This is a genomic window from Paenarthrobacter sp. NPDC056912 (assembly GCF_042786555.1).
Classification (GTDB): domain Bacteria; phylum Actinomycetota; class Actinomycetes; order Actinomycetales; family Micrococcaceae; genus Arthrobacter.
Genome location: NZ_JBHUCD010000004.1, coordinates 106,243 through 124,705 on the forward strand (window position 1 = coordinate 106,243; position 18,463 = coordinate 124,705).

The following is an 18,463-nucleotide window of genomic DNA, read 5'->3' on the forward strand; positions in this document are numbered from 1 at the left end:
TGCTGCTGATGGGCCACGGTCACTCCCACGGTCATCCTGAAAGTTCCGAGCTCACCGCGCAGGCACTTGCTTCGCGCAAAAGGGCCAATTGGCTCCTGGCAGCGGTCCTGGTGCCGCTGGGTGTCCTGACAGTGGTGGCCATGTTGGTCATGTGGCCCTCGGGCAGCCGGGACGGGATTTCGTTCGCGAGCCCGTACCAGGCCGCCCCGGGGGTCACGTTCGACACCGGTCGGATCCAGAGTGTCGTCCAGGAGAGCTGCACGCAGACCGGCCAGTCGGACACCGGCCAAACCGGCCAGTCGGACACCGGACAATCCGGCCAGTCGGGCGGATCCCAATGCACCTTCGCCTTCACCCAGCCGGACAAGGGCGGGGACGTGGTCAAGGTGGTCATCAACCCTGACGTAGCCAAGTCGCATGGCGTGGACGTGGGGGACTCCATCCGCTACCTGAACCTCTCTGCAGTCCAAGGGGCAGCCGCCGGCAGCGGCTCGCCGTCGTACGTTTTTGTCGACTTTGTCCGCAGCGCTCCCATCGCCCTGCTGGCCATCTTGTACGCGGTAGTGGTGATCGCGGTGGCGCGCTGGCGGGGTTTCCGTGCCCTCCTGGGCCTGGTGGGTGCCTACTTCGTCCTGGTCAGCTTCATCCTGCCCGGCCTCGTGGAAGGAAAACCACCGCTCCTGTTGGCTTTGGTGGGGTCAACGGTAATCATGATCGGGGTGCTGTATTTCGCGCACGGGTTCTCGGCGCGAACGTCCACGGCGTTGCTGGGTACGATTTTCGGGCTCGGCATAACGGCCCTTCTTGCGGCGTGGGCCACCGACGCCGCAAACCTGGCCGGTGTGGGGGACCACGACGCGTCCACTCTTGTGAACATGTCGGACCAGATCTCGATTTCCGGGATCATCCTTTGCGGCCTCATCATTTCGGGCCTTGGCGTGCTCAACGACGTGACCATCACGCAGTCCTCGGCCGTGTGGGAACTGTATGAGCTGGCACCGACCACGAGTGCCCGCAAACTCTTCTCCTCGGCCATGAGGATCGGCCGGGACCACATTGCCTCCACGGTGTACACCATCGCCTTCGCCTACGCCGGTGCCGCATTGCCCATCCTCATCATCGTGATGCTGTATGACCGTCCGCTGGACGAGGCCCTTACCAGCGCGGAACTGTCCGAGGAAGTGATCCGCACCCTGGTGGGTTCCATTGGCCTGGTCCTGGCCATTCCGGTCACGACTCTCATCGCCGTCCTGGTGGTGAAGGCGACCGGACTGAAGCGCCTTTCCGCGGACGGTGCCACGCCGGTCAGCCCGGAGGACGTGGACGATACCGGCGCGCTGGCCGCAGCGGCCGCCGTCGTGCGTTCCGATGCGAAGGACAAGCCCGGCGGCGGTTCTCGCCGTGACCGGGACGGCGGGCCGGTGCTGCCGGGGAGCCGGCGTGCCCAGCGGGAAGCGGAACGGCGCGGAACGGAGTAGGCCGGATGACATTTGTCATCCAGGATGCATGACACCCGCTAGGGGTGCTGGCGGCCAAGCAGGGCTTGAATGGAGAGATAAGACCTACGCCAGGGAGAGCAATGACAATAGCGGGTGTGCCGGCCGTCCACGCTGCCGGACTTCACAAGAGCTTCGGAAAGGTCCACGCTGTCCGCGGCCTGGACCTGACCGTGCAGCAGGGGGAGGTAGTGGCCTTCCTGGGCCCCAATGGTGCCGGCAAGACCACCACTATCGACATGATCCTGGGCCTCAGCGCCCCGGACAAGGGCGAGGTCGCAGTCTTCGGCCACACGCCGCGGGCAGCGATCGCCAGGGGACAAGTGGCCGCGGTGATGCAGACCGGCGGCTTGCTGCGCGATATCAGCGTCCGCGAGACCGTCCAGCTTACCGCCGCGATGTTCGACTCCTCCCGCCCGGTCAACGAAGTCCTGACCCGCGCGGGCATCCTGGACATCGCGGACCGCAAGGTGGAGAAATGCTCAGGCGGTCAACAGCAGCGCCTGCGCTTTGCCATGGCGCTGGTCTCCGATCCCGGGCTGCTGATCCTCGACGAGCCGACCACCGGGATGGACGTTGCCGGCCGACGCGATTTCTGGTCCGCCATCCGGGCTGACGCGTCACGGGGACGGACAGTCATCTTCGCCACGCACTACCTCGAGGAAGCCGACGCCTACGCCGACCGGATTGTCCTGGTCCGCCAAGGAGCCATCGTTGCCGACGGCACGGCGGCGCAGGTCAAGAACCTCGCGTCCGGCCGGACCGTGCGGGCAACACTGCCGCCGGAGGACCGGGACCTCCTGGCCGGCCTGCCGCCGGCAGCCAAGGTGGATTACGACGCCGGACGCCTCACCGTCCGAACGGCCGACTCGGATTCCGTAGTCCGCTACCTGCTCAACACCACCGGCGCCCACGATCTTGAAGTGGTCGCAAACAACCTCGAGGAGGCCTTCGTGGCACTCACCGCGGATGAACCCGGCACGGAAGCCGCCCGCCACGCATTCGAAGGAGACCGGGTATGACCCAGGCAACAGCCGTCCAGGACCGGAAACCCTCCGCCGGCGGCGTCAACAGCACATTCCTGTGGATCGAGATCAAGCGGATGCTCCGCAACCGGCGAACCATGATCTTCACGGTCCTGATGCCGGCAATCTTTTTCTTCATCTTCGGGTTGTCGAACAAGGACCAACTGCTTCCCAACGGACATAGCTACGGGCAGTACATCCTAATCAGCCTGACCGTCTATGCGGCCATGACGGCAGCCACTGGCGCGGGCAGCCAGGTGGCTGTTGAACGGGCACAGGGCTGGAGCAGGCAACTGCGGCTCACTCCGCTCCTGCCGGGTGCCTACATTGCCGTCAAAGCCGCGGCCGCGCTGACCCTGTCCCTGGTTGCCGTCATCGCCCAGTTCATCATTGGTGCCTTGGCCGGGGTGACCATGGACGCGCAGACCTGGCTCACGGCGGGGCTTGTCGCCTGGTTGGGATCACTTGTCTTCGCGGCCCTTGGCTTGTTTGTCGGGTACCTCATGCCCAGCCAGAACGTCATGCAGATCCTTGGCCCGGCACTGGCCATCCTGGCCATGCTCGGCGGGTTGTTCATGCCGATCGAGATCATGGGTGACACCTTTGGAGAGATTGCCCGGTTCACGCCCGCCTACGGGATCGGACAGCTGGCCCGGAGCCCCATCACCGGCGAGTTCGATGCCATGTGGATCGTCAATGTGCTGGTGTGGCTTGCCATCTTCGTTGGCGGGGCAGCCATGGCCTTCCGCCGCGACACCAAGCGTGTGTGAGCACGTCCCGCGGTGACTAAGGTGGGATCCATGACCAGTCCTGCCCTTGCCGATACCTTCCGTGGGCCCGGACCCCGCAAATGGTTCGTCGGTGCAGGGTTCTCCATCGTTCTCTGGGCCTGGCCCACGTGGAACCTGGTGTGGTCCGTCGATGAACCGGTGGTGTGGAAGTTGGCGGCCTCAGCATCATTGGTGGCCTTCTTCGCCGCCTACGCCGTGCTGCCGATGTTCAGCCGGCGCCGCGGATCCCGAACGGGACTCGCGTGTGCCGGGATCTTGCTGGGACTGAACGGCGTGGTGATTCTCCTGGTCGGCAAGGAGGCACTGTGGACCTGGCCATTCCTGGCCTGCGCCCTCGCGATGACGGTGTTGCCGCCCCGCGTGGACTTCGCCCTCATTGTGATCCTGGCCGCCATTTCCCTGGCCACTGAGCTGGTGACGGGCAACCCGGCGGAGGCATTCTTCCAACCGGCGCTCATCTTGTCCCTCGGCTTCATGATGTCTTCCTTTGCGCGATTGATCCGACAGACGGCCCAGCTCCGTGAAGCCCAAACCGGGCTCGCTGACGCCGCGGTGGCGGCGGAGCGGAGCCGGGTTGCCCGGGACATGCACGACATCCTCGGCCATTCCTTGACGGTGATCGCCGTCAAGGCCGAATTGGCGGGACGGTTGATGGAAGGGGCACCTCCGGGGCCGGCCGCGGACAGGGCCGCGGCGGAGATCAGCGACGTGCAGGACCTCGCGCGGGGTGCGCTCGCGGACGTTCGGGCAACGGTAGCGGGTTACCGCGGAGTCAATGTCCTTGCGGAGCTCGCAGTGGCACGAACGGCGCTCGAATCTGCCGGGATCGAGGCTGAGCTGCCCGGCACCGTCGAGCAGGTTCCGGCCAGGCACCGGGAACTGTTCGGATGGGTGCTCCGCGAAGGCGTCACCAATGTGATGCGGCACTCAGGTGCCGGCCGCTGCCGGGTCCTGTTGACGGCGTCGAGCGTCTCGGTGGAGGACGACGGCGTGGGGCCGGATGCCGCTGGTTCCTTCGGTAACGGCCTGGCAGGGATCCGCGAGCGAGCAGCAGCGGCCGGTGGACACGTCCGCGTCGGCCCGAGTGACCTGGGAGGGTTCAGATTGGCAGTTGACGTATGAGTATCCGTTTGGTGATTGCCGACGACCAGGCATTGGTGCGGGGAGCCCTGGCCGCCTTGTTGGGGCTTGAACCGGACATCGAGGTGGTGGCAGAGCTGGGTGACGGCACCGGAGTGGCTGACGCAGTGGTGGAATTTTCGGCGGACGTGGCGATGCTCGATGTCGAGATGCCCGGGCTGGACGGGATCAGTGCCGCGGCCGCTGTCCGTCGGGCGGCTCCCTCATGCCGGGTATTGATGGTCACCACGTTTGGGCGCCCGGGCTACCTTAAGCGCGCCATGCAAGCAGGTGCTTCCGGTTTCGTGGTCAAGGACACCCCTGCGCGGCAGCTCGCGGAGGCTGTGCGGCGCGTGCACAGCGGCCTCCGGGTGGTAGACCCCGTGCTCGCTGCGGAATCGTTGACGTTTGGGGACAGCCCCTTGACCGAGCGGGAAGCCGAGGTGCTCCGGGCAGCGTCCGACGGCGGAACAGTGGCAGACATTGCCAAAACCGCGATGCTCTCGGAGGGCACCGTGCGGAACTACCTCTCCGCTGCGATGGCCAAGACGGGCGGCCGGACCAGGGCGGAAGCTGTTCGGCTGGCGGAGGACAACGGCTGGCTTCTCTAAGCGGGTCGAGCCGATTTGCCCGCATTTGAGACAATGGACGGGTGACTGTAGTAGCGACGCCCCCTGCACCAAAGCTTGAGCTCCCGCCATTGAAGCTCGGTGGGATCACCGTGGACACCCCGGTAATCCTTGCTCCGATGGCTGGCATCACCAACTCTGCCTTCCGCAGGCTGTGCCGTGAATACGGCGGCGGCATGTACGTGGCCGAGATGGTGACTTCGCGTGCCCTGGTGGAACGGACCCCGGAATCCCTGCGGATCATCTCCCACGATGAAGATGAAAAGGTCCGCTCTGTTCAGCTTTACGGTGTGGATCCGGTGACGGTGGGCGCAGCGGTGCGGATGCTCGTCGAAGAAGACCGTGCCGACCACATCGACCTCAACTTCGGCTGCCCGGTTCCCAAGGTCACCCGTCGTGGCGGCGGCTCTGCCCTGCCGTGGAAGATCGACCTCTTCACGTCCATCGTCAACACAGCGGTCAAGGAAGCTTCCAAAGGCGGCATCCCGCTGACCATCAAGATGCGCAAGGGCATTGACGAGGACCACCTGACGTACCTCGACGCCGGCCGCATCGCCCGCGATGCCGGCGTGGCAGCGGTTGCCCTTCACGGCCGCACCGCCGCACAGTTCTATTCCGGCCAGGCCGATTGGTCAGCCATTGCACGCCTCCGTGAAGCGCTGCCGGATATCCCGGTGCTGGGTAACGGTGACATCTGGTCGGCTGAGGACGCAGTCCGCATGGTCCGGGAAACCGGTGTGGACGGGGTAGTCGTAGGCCGTGGCTGCCAGGGGCGTCCCTGGTTGTTCGGCGACCTGCAGGCCGCCTTCGAAGGCAGCGACCAGCGCCACCGGCCGGGCCTTCGCGAGGTGGCTGAGGGGGTCTACCGGCACGCTGAGCTGATGGTGGAAACGTTCGGAAACGACGAATACAAGGCGCTTCGCGAAATCCGCAAGCACATGGCCTGGTACTTCAAGGGTTACGTGGTGGGCGGTGAACTGCGCTCCAAGCTGGCCCAGGTACCCACCCTTGAGGTCCTGCGCGAACTCCTCGAGGAGCTCGACATGGACTCGCCGTACCCGGGAGTCGATTCGGAAGGTCCCCGGGGCCGCGCGGGCTCGCCCAAGAAGCCCGCCCTTCCCAAGGACTGGCTGGTCAGCCGCCAGCTGAACGCGGAACAGAGCCGCGAAATCTCCGCCGCAGAGCTGGACGTTTCGGGCGGCTAGCCTCACACGTGTAAGACTGGCTCAAGAGGCACCACACCACGGCGCTTGAAGGAGGCAGATACCCATGGGAACCGAAGCGATGCTCGGCCAGAACGGAACGTCGCACGATTTCGTGCTGGCAATCCCCGGCTACACCGAAGCGGATTCTGCGCGTTGGGTTGAAGAGCCGCGCAAGAACACGTACCGCTCCGACTTTGAGCGGGACCGGGCGCGCGTGCTGCATTCCTCGGCCTTGCGGAGGCTGGGGGCCAAGACGCAGGTCGTGGCCCCGGACACTGACGATTTCGTTCGGACCCGCCTGACCCACAGCCTGGAAGTAGCCCAAGTGGGCCGCGAACTTGGCCGTTCCTTGGGCTGCGATCCGGACGTGGTGGACACCGCGTGCCTGAGCCACGACCTTGGCCACCCGCCTTTCGGCCACAACGGCGAGTCCGCGCTCAATGAGGTGGCCCACGCAATCGGCGGTTTTGAAGGCAATGCCCAAACCCTTCGGCTCCTGACCCGGCTCGAACCCAAGGTCCTCGCCGAGGATGGCAGGCCCGCCGGCCTCAACCTCACCCGCGCCAGCCTGGATGCGGCGTCCAAATACCCGTGGTCCGCCGTCGATGCCCCGGTCATCCATGGACACCGCACCAGCAAGTTCGGCGCCTACGAGGACGATCTTCCGGTCTTCGAATGGCTCCGGGAGGGCGCTCCGGGAAACCGTTCCTGCATCGAAGCGCAGGTGATGGACCTGGCCGATGACATTTCGTATTCGGTTCACGACGTCGAGGACGCGATCGTGGCCGGGCATTTCCAGTTGAAATGGATGGAGAACCCGGACCATCGCGCACGCGTGGTGGGCTACACCAAGCAGTGGTACCTTCCGCACAACGACCCCGCCGACATCGATGCCGCCTTGGCCCGGCTTGAAGGCACGGCGGTCTGGGTCCGCGAGGCCGACGGCAGCCGCAAGTCGATGGCTGCCCTGAAAGACATGACCAGCCAGCTCATCGGCCGTTTCTGCCAGAGCGCCATGGAGACCACGCGCAACCATTTCGGCCCGGCACATCTGACGCGCTACGACGCTGAGCTCATGGTTCCAGAGGACACCGTGACAGAGATCGCGGTCCTCAAAGGCCTGGCCACCACCTTCGTCATTTCCACCGATCACCGCCAGCCCGTGTACGAGCGCCAGCGCGAAGTTCTGCATGCGCTGGTAGGCGTTTTGAACGCCTCCGGTGACCGCCATCTGGAGCCGATGTTCGCCGCCGACTGGCGCGACGCCGTCGACGACGGTGCCCGGCTGCGCGTGGTGATCGACCAAGTGGCGTCGCTGACCGACGTCTCGGCCCTGGCCATGTACGAGCGCCTGGTAGGAAGCCTGCCCTCCCTCTGGTAACCCACTAGGATGGTCACGTGGCTGGCTTGATAAAACGTGAAGATATCGACGAAGTACGCCAGCGCACGGACATCAAGGAAGTCGTTGACGGTTACGTCACGCTCAAGGGTGCCGGTTTGGGCAGCTTCAAGGGGCTCTGCCCTTTCCACGATGAACGCTCGCCCTCTTTCACGGTTCGTCCCCAAGTCGGCAGATATCACTGTTTCGGCTGCGGTGAGGACGGTGACGCGATCTCCTTCGTCCAGAAGATGGATCACAGCTCCTTCCATGAGGCCGTGGAAAAGCTCGCCGCCAGGATCGGTTACGAGCTGCGTTACGAGGACGGCGGAACGGGTCCCAGCCGCGAGGAAGTGGGCAAGCGCCAGCGCCTGCTGGATGCCCACAAGATCGCCGATGAATTCTTCCGCGCCCAACTGCTGACGCCCGGAGCCGCCGAGGGACGCAACTTCCTGGACGGCCGTGGCTTCGACCGCGCCGCAGCCGAGCATTTCGGCGTCGGCTATGCGCCGCAGGGGTGGGACGCGCTGCTGAAGCACTTGCGCGGGCGCGGCTTCACTGACGCGGAGCTGAAGCTCACCGGCATGTTCTCAGCCGGGGGATCCGGAAACCAACAGAGGATCTACGACCGCTTCCGCGGCAGGCTGATCTGGCCCATCCGCGACATCGCCGGCGACACCATCGGCTTTGGCGCGCGGAAGCTCTACGAGGACGATCAAGGTCCCAAATACTTGAACACCCCGGAGACCACGCTCTACAAGAAGTCGCAGGTCCTCTACGGGATCGACATCGCCAAACGCAATATCGCCAAGGAACGGCAATTGGTGGTGGTTGAGGGGTACACCGACGTCATGGCCTGCCACCTTGCAGGAGTCACGACGGCGGTAGCCACCTGCGGTACTGCCTTCGGCACCGAGCACATCAAGATCGCCCGGCGGCTGCTCTCCGACGACGGCACCGGGGGAGAAGTGGTCTTTACCTTCGACGGTGACGCCGCGGGCCAGAAAGCAGCCCTGCGCGCCTTCGAAGAGGACCAACGGTTCACAGCTCAGACCTATGTCGCAGTGGAACCCACGGGTGCCGACCCGTGTGATCTTCGCCAACTCAAAGGTGACGCCGCAGTCCGGGACCTCATCGGCAGCCGGAAACCCCTTTTCGAGTTCGCTATCCGGGCCACGCTCCGGCGGCACAACCTGGACACCGTGGAAGGCCGCGTGGCTGCGTTGCGCGAGGCCGCCCCTGTGGTGGCCCAAATCCGGGATTCGGCCACCAGGCCTGCCTACACCCGCGAACTCGCCGGATGGCTGGGCATGCCGATTGAAGAAGTCAGCCGCTACGTAGGCGGTGCGGCCAAACGCGCCGCTGCCGGCGGCACGGCTGAACCAGCGACGACGGCGGCGGCACCGCCGTCCACAGGTACCGTTTTTCATCGTCCCGACCCGCGTGACCCCGTGGCCGGCATGGAGCGCCAAGCGCTCGAAGTGGTCCTCCAGGAGCCAGCCGTGCTCGGTGGCGGAGCCTGGGAACGGTTCGAGGCGTCCTACTTTGCTACGCCCGCCTATTCGGCTGTCCACGCTGCCATACGGGCCGCAGGCCTGGCCCATGTGGCTGATCCCGTGGCGTGGGTGGAACAGGTCATGCAGGAAGTCCCTGAGCCCCTGCGCCCGTTGGTGTCAGAGCTGGCGGTGACGCCCTTGCCCGCCAGCACGCCCGAAGCCATGCAGCGGTACTGCAGGGATATCCTCGCAAGGCTCTTCGAACTGCAGATCACCCGCATCAAGGCGGACAAGATGGGCCAGCTCCAGCGGCTCGATTCTGCTGCCAACCCGGAGGAGTTCCAGCGGCTGAACCGTGAGCTGATGGAACTCGAGATGCAGCGGCGTGCCCTGCGATCGGATGCCTGACGTGCCGTACGGGGCCGCCCGCCAGTGGTTCCGGGGCTCGATTTCGTTTTCCGGCAGCCCCCTGTTAAGCTAGTAACCGCTTCATTCCTCCGTAGCTCAATTGGCAGAGCATTCGACTGTTAATCGAAGGGTTACTGGTTCAAGTCCAGTCGGAGGAGCGCGCAATACCCCCGTTCCGAATCATCGGAACGGGGGTATTTTTTATGTGCGAATCGTCTCAGGAAGCCGATTTCGCATTCCGGTAGAACCTTTGCTAAAGTCATAACCGCTTCATTCCTCCGTAGCTCAATTGGCAGAGCATTCGACTGTTAATCGAAGGGTTACTGGTTCAAGTCCAGTCGGAGGAGCACACGACCCCGTATCGGCTTCAGGCCGATACGGGGTCTACTTTTTTAGACGAAATCCATCTCCACCTGGAGGAAGCGGGCCGCCTCTGCCACGGCCGCCAGGAAGGCTTCCTGTTCGGTGGGCGGAGTGCGGGGGTCGCGTGGGTGCCATTCGTGGGGAGCGGAGTACACGCGGGTGAATCCACCGCCAGGCGGGGCGTAAAAGATGCCGAACCGCTGTACCGGCCATTCGGGCGAGGTCTCCGGCGCAACCAGCAGGGCGGCGTCGGTTTCCGGGTTGTACCACTGGGCGATGGGCCGGCGTCGGTCTTCCACGAAAAGTCCGGCAGCGTAGAGCGCCGCAGATTGGGGACTGGTCACTGAGCACAAGCGCTCCCACCACAGCGGCAGGATGCGTTCATCCCGACGCTGCCAGGGTGCCGGAAGCGGCTGAAGCTCTTGCCAATGTGGCACAACTCAACTTTATCGCCGGGGCCGGGCGCAGAAAAGGGGGCTCGCGGGAGGTCTTGGGCAGTCCTTGCCTACTTGGAGAGGCCCAAGCGGGGATAGAGCACCTCGAAGCCCTTGGTCAGGCCGGCGTTCAGCGCGATCCCCACGTGTCCGCCGTTGGGAATCTCGTAATAGGTCACGTTCATCCCCGCGGACCGTGCCGCCGCGGACACCGCCTTGGCAGCGGCTACGTAGGTGACGTCGTCAGAGCCCACCGTGAAAACGGCGGTGGTGTCCGGGAACTGCTTGCCCTTCATGATGTTGATGGGTTTCTGGGCGTCGTAAGCGGCCTGGTTGCCGCCGAAGATGGTTGCCAGGTTGCCCGCCGGATCCTCGGCGCCCGGGAATTCCTCGCCCGAAATGTCCACGACATTGCCCCACATCTCCGGGTATTTGACACCGAAGGAGATGGCGCACTGGCCGCCGTTGGAGTATCCGGCAATGGTCCAGTGGTCTCGGTCCGGGAGGATGTTCAGGTTGGCCTTGGCCCAATTGACCACGTCCACGTTGATGTACTTCTCCACGTTGCCGTACTTGGCGGTATCCAGGCAGAGCGTGTCATCCTGGTCCGGACCGATCTGGTCCGCGACGATGGCAATCGGGGCCAGGCCGTTGTTCCTGGCCGCGAATTCGTCCAGCGCAGCAGAGACGTACTGCGGATCGGGAAGGCCAGGCTGGCCCATCATCAGGACAAACAGGGGCAGGCGCGGTGGATTCGCCGTCAGGGCCGCCGGAGGCAGGTAGATGCCAGCCGGCCGGGCGTTGAATCCTGATGCGGTTGCCGGAATGACCTGTGTTCCCACTTCGCCCTTGGCCGGCATATCGGCCGGCGGGTTCCAGCTCTGCCAGAGCGGGCCTGCAGGGATGGAACTGTCCGGGTCCGGCTTGCTGAGTTGGATGGCGCCTTCGGTGGAGATTCCCAGTGCCGAGCCAAGCGTCTTATTGAGTCCGAACTCCGTGTTGACGCCCAGCGCCGTGACCAGGAGGAACACGGGGACGGAGATTGCGGCCACCACCTTCCGCCACCGCGGGCTCCCTCGGAAGCTGACCACAGCCAGCCCCAAGCCTGCAAAGCACGTGATCGCCCAGAACCATACACGGGGAGTGAGCCCCACGTGGAAGACATCCATGACGTCCTCCACCATCCACACCGTGAACCACCCCACCAGCGCGGCCACAACGATCGCCGTGGCCGCGATCCGCGCCCAGCGGGCCGAAGGCCTGAGGAACAGGACCAGAAAGAGCCCGACGCCGATCACCACAGCCGTGGTCATCACGCCAGGGCCGCTGATTTCGAGTTTCAGGATGTCGTTCATGGCTGCACCAGCGGTTCAGGGCTCATGCGGCCGGCTCCCTGGCCACCATCTGCCGCAGCAGGCCCGCACTTTGTGCGGGGGAGAGGCCAGGCAGATAGGCCGAGCCAACGGCGATACCGATCGAGGGCAGCGCCAAGGGGTCCTGGTAATACATGTACAAGGTGCGGTGCTCCGGTTGGAACCGTGATTTGAAAGCAGCCAGCGATTTGAAGCCGTACATCGGTTCCAGTGCGTTGCCCAGCAGTGCCAGGACACGGTCCAGCGCAGTATGGTCACCCTCACCGGCGTCTGCGCCGGCGTTGGCCAAGGGAGAGCCGGACAATGAGATCTGCGGGACTTCTTCCTTGAAATGGGTTACCGCGGAGGCGATCAGGAACTCCATGACGCCCTTGAAGCCGGTGGTCCGGCGCCGCATGAAGTCCAGGGTCCAGCCGGCCACGGCACCGTTGTCGAAGACGGGAAGCCAGCTGGTCACGCCGTGGACCAGTCCGTCGTCGTCCACAGCAACGCAGCAAAGTACTTCGTGGTCTTTCAACTCGTTGAGTCCGCCCAACGTGAAGCCCATCTCCGGAAGGGCCTTGTCAGCCACCCATTCTTCGGAGATTTCGGCCAGTTGGGCCCGCGTCCCCGGCGGCATGTCCACATAGCGGTACCAGTGGTCCTTGATGGACAGCTTTTCTGCCCGGTTCAGGGCTGTGCGGACATTCTGCCATTCCTTGCCTTTGAAGGTCATGGCCTGGACATTGAGCAGGGTCTCCTCGGCTACCTCCAATTTGCGGAAGCCCCTGGGGAGGAGCGGGGCATCCAGCTGGGCTGTGGCCGAGTAGAAGCACGGTATGAGGCCAAGGCTTGAGCAGTGGGCGAGGAAGCCGGTAGCGGCAGCACCATGATGCTCGGTGCCGCCGAACGGGCCGGCCACGGTCAACGCCACGCCGTTATGGACCTGATAGGCGACGCCGGCCTTCCGGTCGGGGGTGAACCAGTACTGGTTGTTGTCCCACAGCGCCATCCAGGACAGTGTTCCGCCGCCGTCGTGGAGAAGCTCACGGGCGTGGCCCAAATCCGCGGTCGGATCGGTGGCCAGCATCCGGAAACGCTGGAAGTTGTTCAAGACCAGCACCAGGATGCAGAGCCAGATGACATCCCCGCCCAAACCGTAGAGAACGGTGCTCAGCAGGCCCTGGGGTAGCTCCACGACGAATGGAACGGGGAAGGGCACCAGGATGTGCGTCAGCTGGCCGGCGAGGTCCCACAACGTGGAACGCCCGGGGTTGCCCTCAACGAACCAGAACACCACATACAGAACCACTGCGGCGACGGCAAGGATCAGCGAGGTCCTGCCCAGGAGGCGGTAACTGGCATCGCTGGATTCCACCCGGAATTTGTGGCGGTTCAGCAGCAGCAGGGCCACGATGATCACCGGTGCCAGCACGGCCGGGACCGCATAAAGCAGGAGGTATCCGAAGTCGTCATCGCCCAACGTGACCTCGGGATCCGTGACGTATTGCAGGATGGACAGGACGGTCACCGCTGCCAGGTAGGTCTGGATGACCAAGGTCAGCCGGTAGGCGAGCCGGCGGCCCCTGCGGAGTCCTTCAGCGCAGACGAGCAGCAACAACACTGGAATCAGCGTCAGGATGGCCGCGCCGAAGCTTTGAACCCCCACTATGCCCTGGAGCGTTACGCAGCTCTTGTCGTTGTCGCAGGCTTCCTGCACCTCGTCGGCGCCAGGGCTGGCCTGCAGCATCACCTCCGAAACCACCGAGAGCGGCCCGATCTCCAAGGTGCCCGTGAGCTGGGTCAGCAATGGTCCCACCGCAAAGACCCCCACCACGGTGCCCACCAGGAACCGGGTTTCGCGAATGGTCGATGAATGGAGCGACCCCGCCCTGCGGCGCAGCACCAGCGATTGGACCGCCCAGCCGGCCAGTATGCCGATGACGGCACCGGCGAGTGCCTGAAGGGTTTGGGCGACGCCCACGAAGAGCGCGAACATTACCGTTGCGGCCAGCAACCACGTCCGCAGGCGCCGACGCCACAGGGACTCAAGTCCCGCCGTCGCGCATCCCAAGGCGGCAGCCGCGCCGCCATAGGCGCCTACCACGTATTCGCCGCCCAGGAAACTGAGCCATTGGTCGCTGTTGTCCGTTCCGAAGGCAACCAGCCCAATGAGCACCAGAGCGCTGAGGGCCGAGCCCGCCACGAAAGCAGCGAGCGCAAGCCACGGGCCCATGGTTCGCTCGGCGATCCCGACGCCCACCAGGATCGCCACGGTGCACGCAAGATAGTCCAGCAGGGAAGTGGCAAAGAAAGCTGAGGTAAAAACAGACCACCAAGGTCCCGGTTCCACAGCCAAACCAAGGCCCACCTGGTCCAGCAATGATTCGCTGGGACCGGCAAGAAGGCTTCCGGTGGCAGCGCCCAAGACCCACAGCAGCGCCACGAGTCCCAGTGTCAAGGGCAGCCGCCGCACGGCCAACAAGCCGCGTACAGAACCCCGATATCCCACAGCCGCACTCATGTGATGTCCCCTTCACCGGTGAAGCACGGGTTAGCCCCGGCTGGCCACCATTCTGCCCTGCCCGACGCCGGAAAGGGAGAGGCGCGGACGGACGACGACGGCGCGTCGCCCGGCAGGGTCAGCTAGTCCCGGTTCCAGGGACCCGGATTCACGCGGTACAGCACGGCAGCCCCGATCACCGCACCCAGGATGGCTCCGAAGAGCGCACTCCCGGCAAGACGGCCCAGGAGGGCGCCGGCGACGGCGCCCAACAACGCGCCCAGGAAGAGGCCACGGCCGTTGCGGTGCGGTTTCTTGGTCATAATCACAGCCTACGGGGCCACTGCTAATGGATGGACGGAACGGTGCGCGGGCGGACCACCAGCCACAGCGCGGTCATGGAACCGGCAATACAGACGGCCTGGACTGCACCCATGGGAACGGCAGAGCTGACACCCAGCCAGCCGACCACCGGGGGGACGATACCGGCCATCATGAACTGGGCCGCACCCAAAAGGGACGCGGCGGTACCGGCCTGGGCGCCGTGCTTGGCCAACGACAACACCTGGACGCACGGGAACATGAAACCAGTGGCGCAGATGTAGAACCACAACGGAATGAGGATGCCCCACAAACCAACGTGGAGCAGGTCCAGGACGATGATGAGGATGGCCATGAGCAGCATGAAGGCAGTTGCCCCGGCCACAATCCATTGGGGTGCGATCCGCCTGATCAGCCGCGAGCTGATCTGGACGCCGGCAACAATGCCCAACGAGTTCACGCCGAACAAGAGGCCGTACTCCTGCGGAGAAAAGTCGTAGATGTTCTGGAACAGGAAGGTGGAGGCGGAAAGGTACGCGAACAAACCGCCGAAGTTGAGGCTGCCCACCATCAGCATGCCCACGAAGATCCGGTCCGTCAGGACTGTCTTGTAGCGCTGGCGCACGGTGACGGTGGACTTTCCTCGCTGTTCGGCCGGCAGGGTTTCCTTGATGAAGAAGATCGCGGCGATGATGACCAGCAGCCCGTAGCCGGCAAGGAAGAAGAAAATGCCCGGCCACGGGAAGACCAGGAGCAGCTGGGAGCCGATGATGGGAGCAAGGATCGGTGCCAGCCCGTTGACCAAAGACATCCGGGAAAACATGCGAACCATGGAGTAGCCGTGGAAGAGATCACGAACCATTGCCATGGCAACCACTCCGCCACCGGCCGCGCCGATGCCCATGAGTACACGGAAGAGTGACAGCATCCCGATATCAGCGGCCATCGCCGCGCCGAGCGAGGATCCAATGTGCAGGGCCGTAGCGAGGATCAGTGGAAGGCGACGCCCGAACTTGTCGCTGAACGGACCCACTACCAGCTGACCTAGACCGAAGCCCACCGTGGTACCGGTCAACGTGAGCTGGATTGCCGCCGCCGAAACGTCGAAGCTGTCCTCCAGGGCCGGGAACGCAGGCAGGTAGAGGTCCACGGTAAAGGGACCCAGGGCCGTCAAGGCGCCCAGCAGGACTATGTAGACAAGTTTTTCGCGTCGGCTCAGGGAATCGCCCGGAGCAATGGGGGAGGTCACGATCATCAATCCTATGGCCCAGATCATATTTATTGGGCGAATGACTGGCGCGTCGCAGCGCGGCCCCGAAAGTTCAGCCGGAACCTGAATGATAGTTTTGTGGACAGGTGTGCGCGGCGATCCATTTCCGGCCGCGTTCGCCCAACACGATGCCAAGAGGAAGCAGTTAGGCGGAACCCATGAGTGGACGTCACACCGGCCGGACCAGTCAAGGACCAGCCATTCGAACTTTGCCGAAGACCCTCAAGCTCGTTGCACGGTTGGCCCCGAGGCAAATCAACGATGAAATTGCCTTGGCCAAGGTGGAACTCAAGCGCAAGGCCACCCAGGTAGGGATCGCAGGTGCCTTCTTCGGCGTTGCGCTGGTGTTCCTCTCACTCCTGGTGATCGCGCTGGTTGTGGCGGCGATTCTCGGACTGGCAACCATCATGCCGGGCTGGCTTGCAGCGCTGATCGTCGCAGCCTTCTTCCTGTTGGTGGTGGCAATCTCCGCCCTGATAGGCACCGCCAAGTTCAAGAAGGCCATGCCATTGGTCCCCGAGGACACCATCCGGGGCATCAAGCACGATCTGGGTATCGCCAAGGAAGGGTCCGCATTCGACGAATCCATCCTGGATCCCAACTCGCCCGCTGCCAAGGCAGCGAAGGCCGCTAAGGAAGCCGCCGCGGAGAAGGCAAAAGCCGAGAAGGCCGCCAAGGAAGCAGCCAAGGAAGCAGACGCAGTCAAGGCGCCCACCGAAGCCGAACTTCGCTCGCGTTTGAACAAGCGCCGCGAACACCTCACCGGCGTCCGGGACGAACTCGGCGAGCAGTTGGACGTCAAAAAGCAGGGTCAGGCCCTGCTGGAGAGTGCCAACGGCAAATTCCAGGAGGGCAAGGAATTCGCTTCCGCGAAGCTGGCCGACCTTGGAGAGTCCGTTCCACAGGACCTTTCGGAGAGGCTTGCCGCCCGCTGGAAGGACCTCGTCGCTTTCGCCACCGCCGCTGCCGTCCTGGCGGTTGCCCTCAGGAAGCTGCTGAAGAAGTAGCTGCCGATCGCAGCAGCACAGACTGAAGATACAGAAAGGGGGACAGGATGAGACTGATCGGTGCTGGATCGCGGCCCGACCGGCCGCAGGTTGACCACGACCTCATCTTCACTGTCCCCAACCTCCTCACCGTTCTTCGCTTCATGGGCGTGCCGCTGTTCGTATGGCTCGTCCTGTGGAAACAAGAATATGGATTGGCCGTTCTGGTGCTGGTCATCATGGGAAGCACGGACTGGGTTGACGGCTACATTGCCCGCCGCTTCGACCAAACGTCCAAGCTTGGCAGGATCCTGGATCCCATGGCGGACCGGGCCGCGCTCCTGGCTGTGGCCGTCACCTTGGCCATTGCCGGCGTCGTGCAGTGGTGGTACTTGGCCGCGCTGATGGTGCCTGATGCCATCCTGGCCGTTGCCTCACTGATCTATTTCCGCAACCATCCGGACCTTCCGGTGAGCATCGTCGGAAAGATCCGAACGGCCTTGCTGCTGGTCGGTACGCCACTGCTGGTCCTGTCCAAGCTGCCGATCCCGTTCACCGAGTTCTATTTCGTGGCAGCATGGACTTTCCTGGGCCTCGGACTGCTGGGTCACTGGATTGCGGCCTACAACTACTTCTGGGCGATCTTGCGTAAGGGTAAAGAACTGAAAACCAACGACGACGGACGCGGCTGATGGTGTGGCTGGCGGTTTTCCTCGCGCTGCTCGGTGCCTTTTTCCTTGCCATCGGTGCCCAGCGCCAAGGCAGTGCGGTAAAGGCCGACACGGGTGGCCTGGCGCTCAGTTCCAACGGCTTCCTTCGGCTGCTGCGTAATCCCCGCTGGATGCTCGGTTTGTTGTTCCTGTGCCTGGGAATGGCATTGAACGCGGTGGCCCTGGTCTCCGCCCCCCTGACAGTGGTGCAACCCATCGGGGCGATCGCCTTGGTCATCACTACCGTGGTCAATGCCAAGGACCAGAACCTGAGCATCAACCGGGCCACGGTGGTGGCCATTACTGCCTGCGTTACCGGTTCGGCGCTGTTCGTGCTGCTGGCAGTGAACGTCACGCAGGAAAACCATCACGTGAACGCGGAGGACGAGCTGACCATTGTCCTTTTGCTTGCTTTGGCCGTAGGCATTTTCGGAACGTTGGCGGTTCTCTTCAAGCACCGCATGAGCGCGTTTGTGTACATCCTGGGAGCCGGGGTCCTGTTCGGTTTCGTCGCGGTGCTGACCCGGATCATCGGCAAGCACTTGCTCGATCCCAACGGCATGTTCCTGCTCAACGTGCAGTGGTACACGGTGATCGCCATCATCGCTGCCGGAGGTCTGGGATCATGGTTCGTCCAGAGCGCGTACTCGGGCGGTCCGCCGGACCTGGTCATCGCTGGATTGACCGTCATCGACCCCATGGTGGGCATCGCGATCGGCATCGTCATCCTTGGTGAGCTTCGTCCCGATGTCCACGCCGTGATGGCGATCGCGATGGCTGCGGCGGCTTCCCTTGCTATCGTGGGGGTTATTGCCCTGAGCCGGCACCATCCGGAAGTCACCAAACGCAAGAAGGACGCGAAGGCGGCTGCCAGCCGGAAGGCTTAGGGGAGCGCTTTACCTTGCGCCACCGCTACACGCGGACCGGCAACCCGGCGACAACGCAGCATTGCCATAATCAACGCTGTCCGCACCGTG

Annotated in this window: 16 protein-coding genes and 2 tRNA genes; 13 read left to right on the forward strand and 5 right to left on the reverse strand. The window is 64.0% G+C overall.

Annotated elements, in window-relative coordinates; all coding sequences use genetic code 11:
- Positions 1–8 precede the first annotated feature (8 nt).
- The 10 genes from ACFRJ9_RS05895 (at position 9) to ACFRJ9_RS05940 (ending at position 9,894) form a co-directional block, all read left to right on the forward strand.
- Positions 9–1,478 (forward strand): YibE/F family protein, encoded by a 1,470-nt coding sequence (locus tag ACFRJ9_RS05895; RefSeq protein WP_377665416.1) that lies wholly within the window; start codon positions 9–11, stop codon positions 1,476–1,478.
- A 101-nt stretch (positions 1,479–1,579) separates the two neighbouring features.
- Complete coding sequence (locus ACFRJ9_RS05900; RefSeq protein ID WP_377665418.1) at positions 1,580–2,518, forward strand: ABC transporter ATP-binding protein; 939 nt, start codon at positions 1,580–1,582, stop codon at positions 2,516–2,518.
- A complete protein-coding gene (locus tag ACFRJ9_RS05905) occupies positions 2,515–3,291 on the forward strand; it encodes an ABC transporter permease (protein WP_377665420.1) in 777 nt (258 codons plus the stop codon). Before ACFRJ9_RS05900 ends, ACFRJ9_RS05905 begins: the two co-directional genes overlap by 4 nt.
- A 30-nt stretch (positions 3,292–3,321) precedes the next feature.
- The gene (locus tag ACFRJ9_RS05910) at positions 3,322–4,434 is read left to right on the forward strand and encodes a sensor histidine kinase (protein WP_377665422.1); all 1,113 of its coding nucleotides are present in this window, start codon (positions 3,322–3,324) and stop codon (positions 4,432–4,434) included.
- The gene (locus ACFRJ9_RS05915; protein WP_377665424.1) at positions 4,431–5,042 is read left to right on the forward strand and encodes a response regulator; all 612 of its coding nucleotides are present in this window, start codon (positions 4,431–4,433) and stop codon (positions 5,040–5,042) included. The genes ACFRJ9_RS05910 and ACFRJ9_RS05915 overlap by 4 nt, the downstream gene beginning before the upstream one ends.
- A gap of 41 nt (positions 5,043–5,083) precedes the next feature.
- Entirely contained in the window at positions 5,084–6,265 is a 1,182-nt protein-coding gene (gene dusB, locus ACFRJ9_RS05920; protein ID WP_377665426.1) for a tRNA dihydrouridine synthase DusB, read from the forward strand.
- 64 nt (positions 6,266–6,329) lie between these two features.
- Positions 6,330–7,646 carry a deoxyguanosinetriphosphate triphosphohydrolase gene (locus ACFRJ9_RS05925; RefSeq protein ID WP_377665428.1) on the forward strand — a complete coding sequence of 439 codons (1,317 nt, stop codon included), beginning with the start codon at positions 6,330–6,332 and terminating at the stop codon, positions 7,644–7,646.
- 17 nt (positions 7,647–7,663) lie between these two features.
- A complete protein-coding gene (dnaG, locus tag ACFRJ9_RS05930) occupies positions 7,664–9,547 on the forward strand; it encodes a DNA primase (RefSeq protein ID WP_377665430.1) in 1,884 nt (627 codons plus the stop codon).
- A gap of 85 nt (positions 9,548–9,632) precedes the next feature.
- Positions 9,633–9,705 (forward strand) — tRNA-Asn (locus ACFRJ9_RS05935).
- 116 nt (positions 9,706–9,821) lie between these two features.
- Positions 9,822–9,894: transfer RNA gene (locus ACFRJ9_RS05940), tRNA-Asn, on the forward strand.
- A 45-nt stretch (positions 9,895–9,939) separates the two neighbouring features.
- Here the strand turns inward: ACFRJ9_RS05940 and ACFRJ9_RS05945 are convergent.
- From ACFRJ9_RS05945 to ACFRJ9_RS05965, 5 genes are all read right to left on the reverse strand, one after another.
- Positions 9,940–10,347 carry a hypothetical protein gene (locus ACFRJ9_RS05945; protein WP_377665432.1) on the reverse strand — a complete coding sequence of 136 codons (408 nt, stop codon included), beginning with the start codon at positions 10,345–10,347 and terminating at the stop codon, positions 9,940–9,942.
- A 68-nt stretch (positions 10,348–10,415) separates the two neighbouring features.
- Positions 10,416–11,699: an alpha/beta hydrolase gene (locus tag ACFRJ9_RS05950; protein WP_377665434.1), complete on the reverse strand. Its 1,284-nt coding sequence runs from the start codon at positions 11,697–11,699 to the stop codon at positions 10,416–10,418.
- 22 nt (positions 11,700–11,721) lie between these two features.
- Positions 11,722–14,220, reverse strand: coding sequence for a bifunctional lysylphosphatidylglycerol flippase/synthetase MprF (locus ACFRJ9_RS05955; RefSeq protein WP_377665436.1), 2,499 nt, complete (start codon positions 14,218–14,220; stop codon positions 11,722–11,724).
- A gap of 122 nt (positions 14,221–14,342) precedes the next feature.
- Positions 14,343–14,522 (reverse strand): hypothetical protein, encoded by a 180-nt coding sequence (locus ACFRJ9_RS05960; protein ID WP_377665438.1) that lies wholly within the window; start codon positions 14,520–14,522, stop codon positions 14,343–14,345.
- A gap of 23 nt (positions 14,523–14,545) precedes the next feature.
- Entirely contained in the window at positions 14,546–15,775 is a 1,230-nt protein-coding gene (locus ACFRJ9_RS05965) for a multidrug effflux MFS transporter (RefSeq protein ID WP_377665440.1), read from the reverse strand.
- Positions 15,776–15,948: 173 nt separating this feature from the next.
- Between ACFRJ9_RS05965 and ACFRJ9_RS05970 the strand changes: the two genes are divergently transcribed.
- From ACFRJ9_RS05970 to ACFRJ9_RS05980, 3 genes are read left to right on the forward strand one after another with little or no spacing between them, the layout of a single operon-like run.
- Positions 15,949–16,797: a phage holin family protein gene (locus ACFRJ9_RS05970; RefSeq protein ID WP_377665442.1), complete on the forward strand. Its 849-nt coding sequence runs from the start codon at positions 15,949–15,951 to the stop codon at positions 16,795–16,797.
- 47 nt (positions 16,798–16,844) lie between these two features.
- On the forward strand, positions 16,845–17,468 hold the full coding sequence (locus tag ACFRJ9_RS05975) for a CDP-alcohol phosphatidyltransferase family protein (protein ID WP_377665444.1): 624 nt from the start codon (positions 16,845–16,847) through the stop codon (positions 17,466–17,468).
- Positions 17,468–18,373: a DMT family transporter gene (locus ACFRJ9_RS05980; protein WP_377665446.1), complete on the forward strand. Its 906-nt coding sequence runs from the start codon at positions 17,468–17,470 to the stop codon at positions 18,371–18,373. Before ACFRJ9_RS05975 ends, ACFRJ9_RS05980 begins: the two co-directional genes overlap by 1 nt.
- Positions 18,374–18,463: the final 90 nt, after the last annotated feature.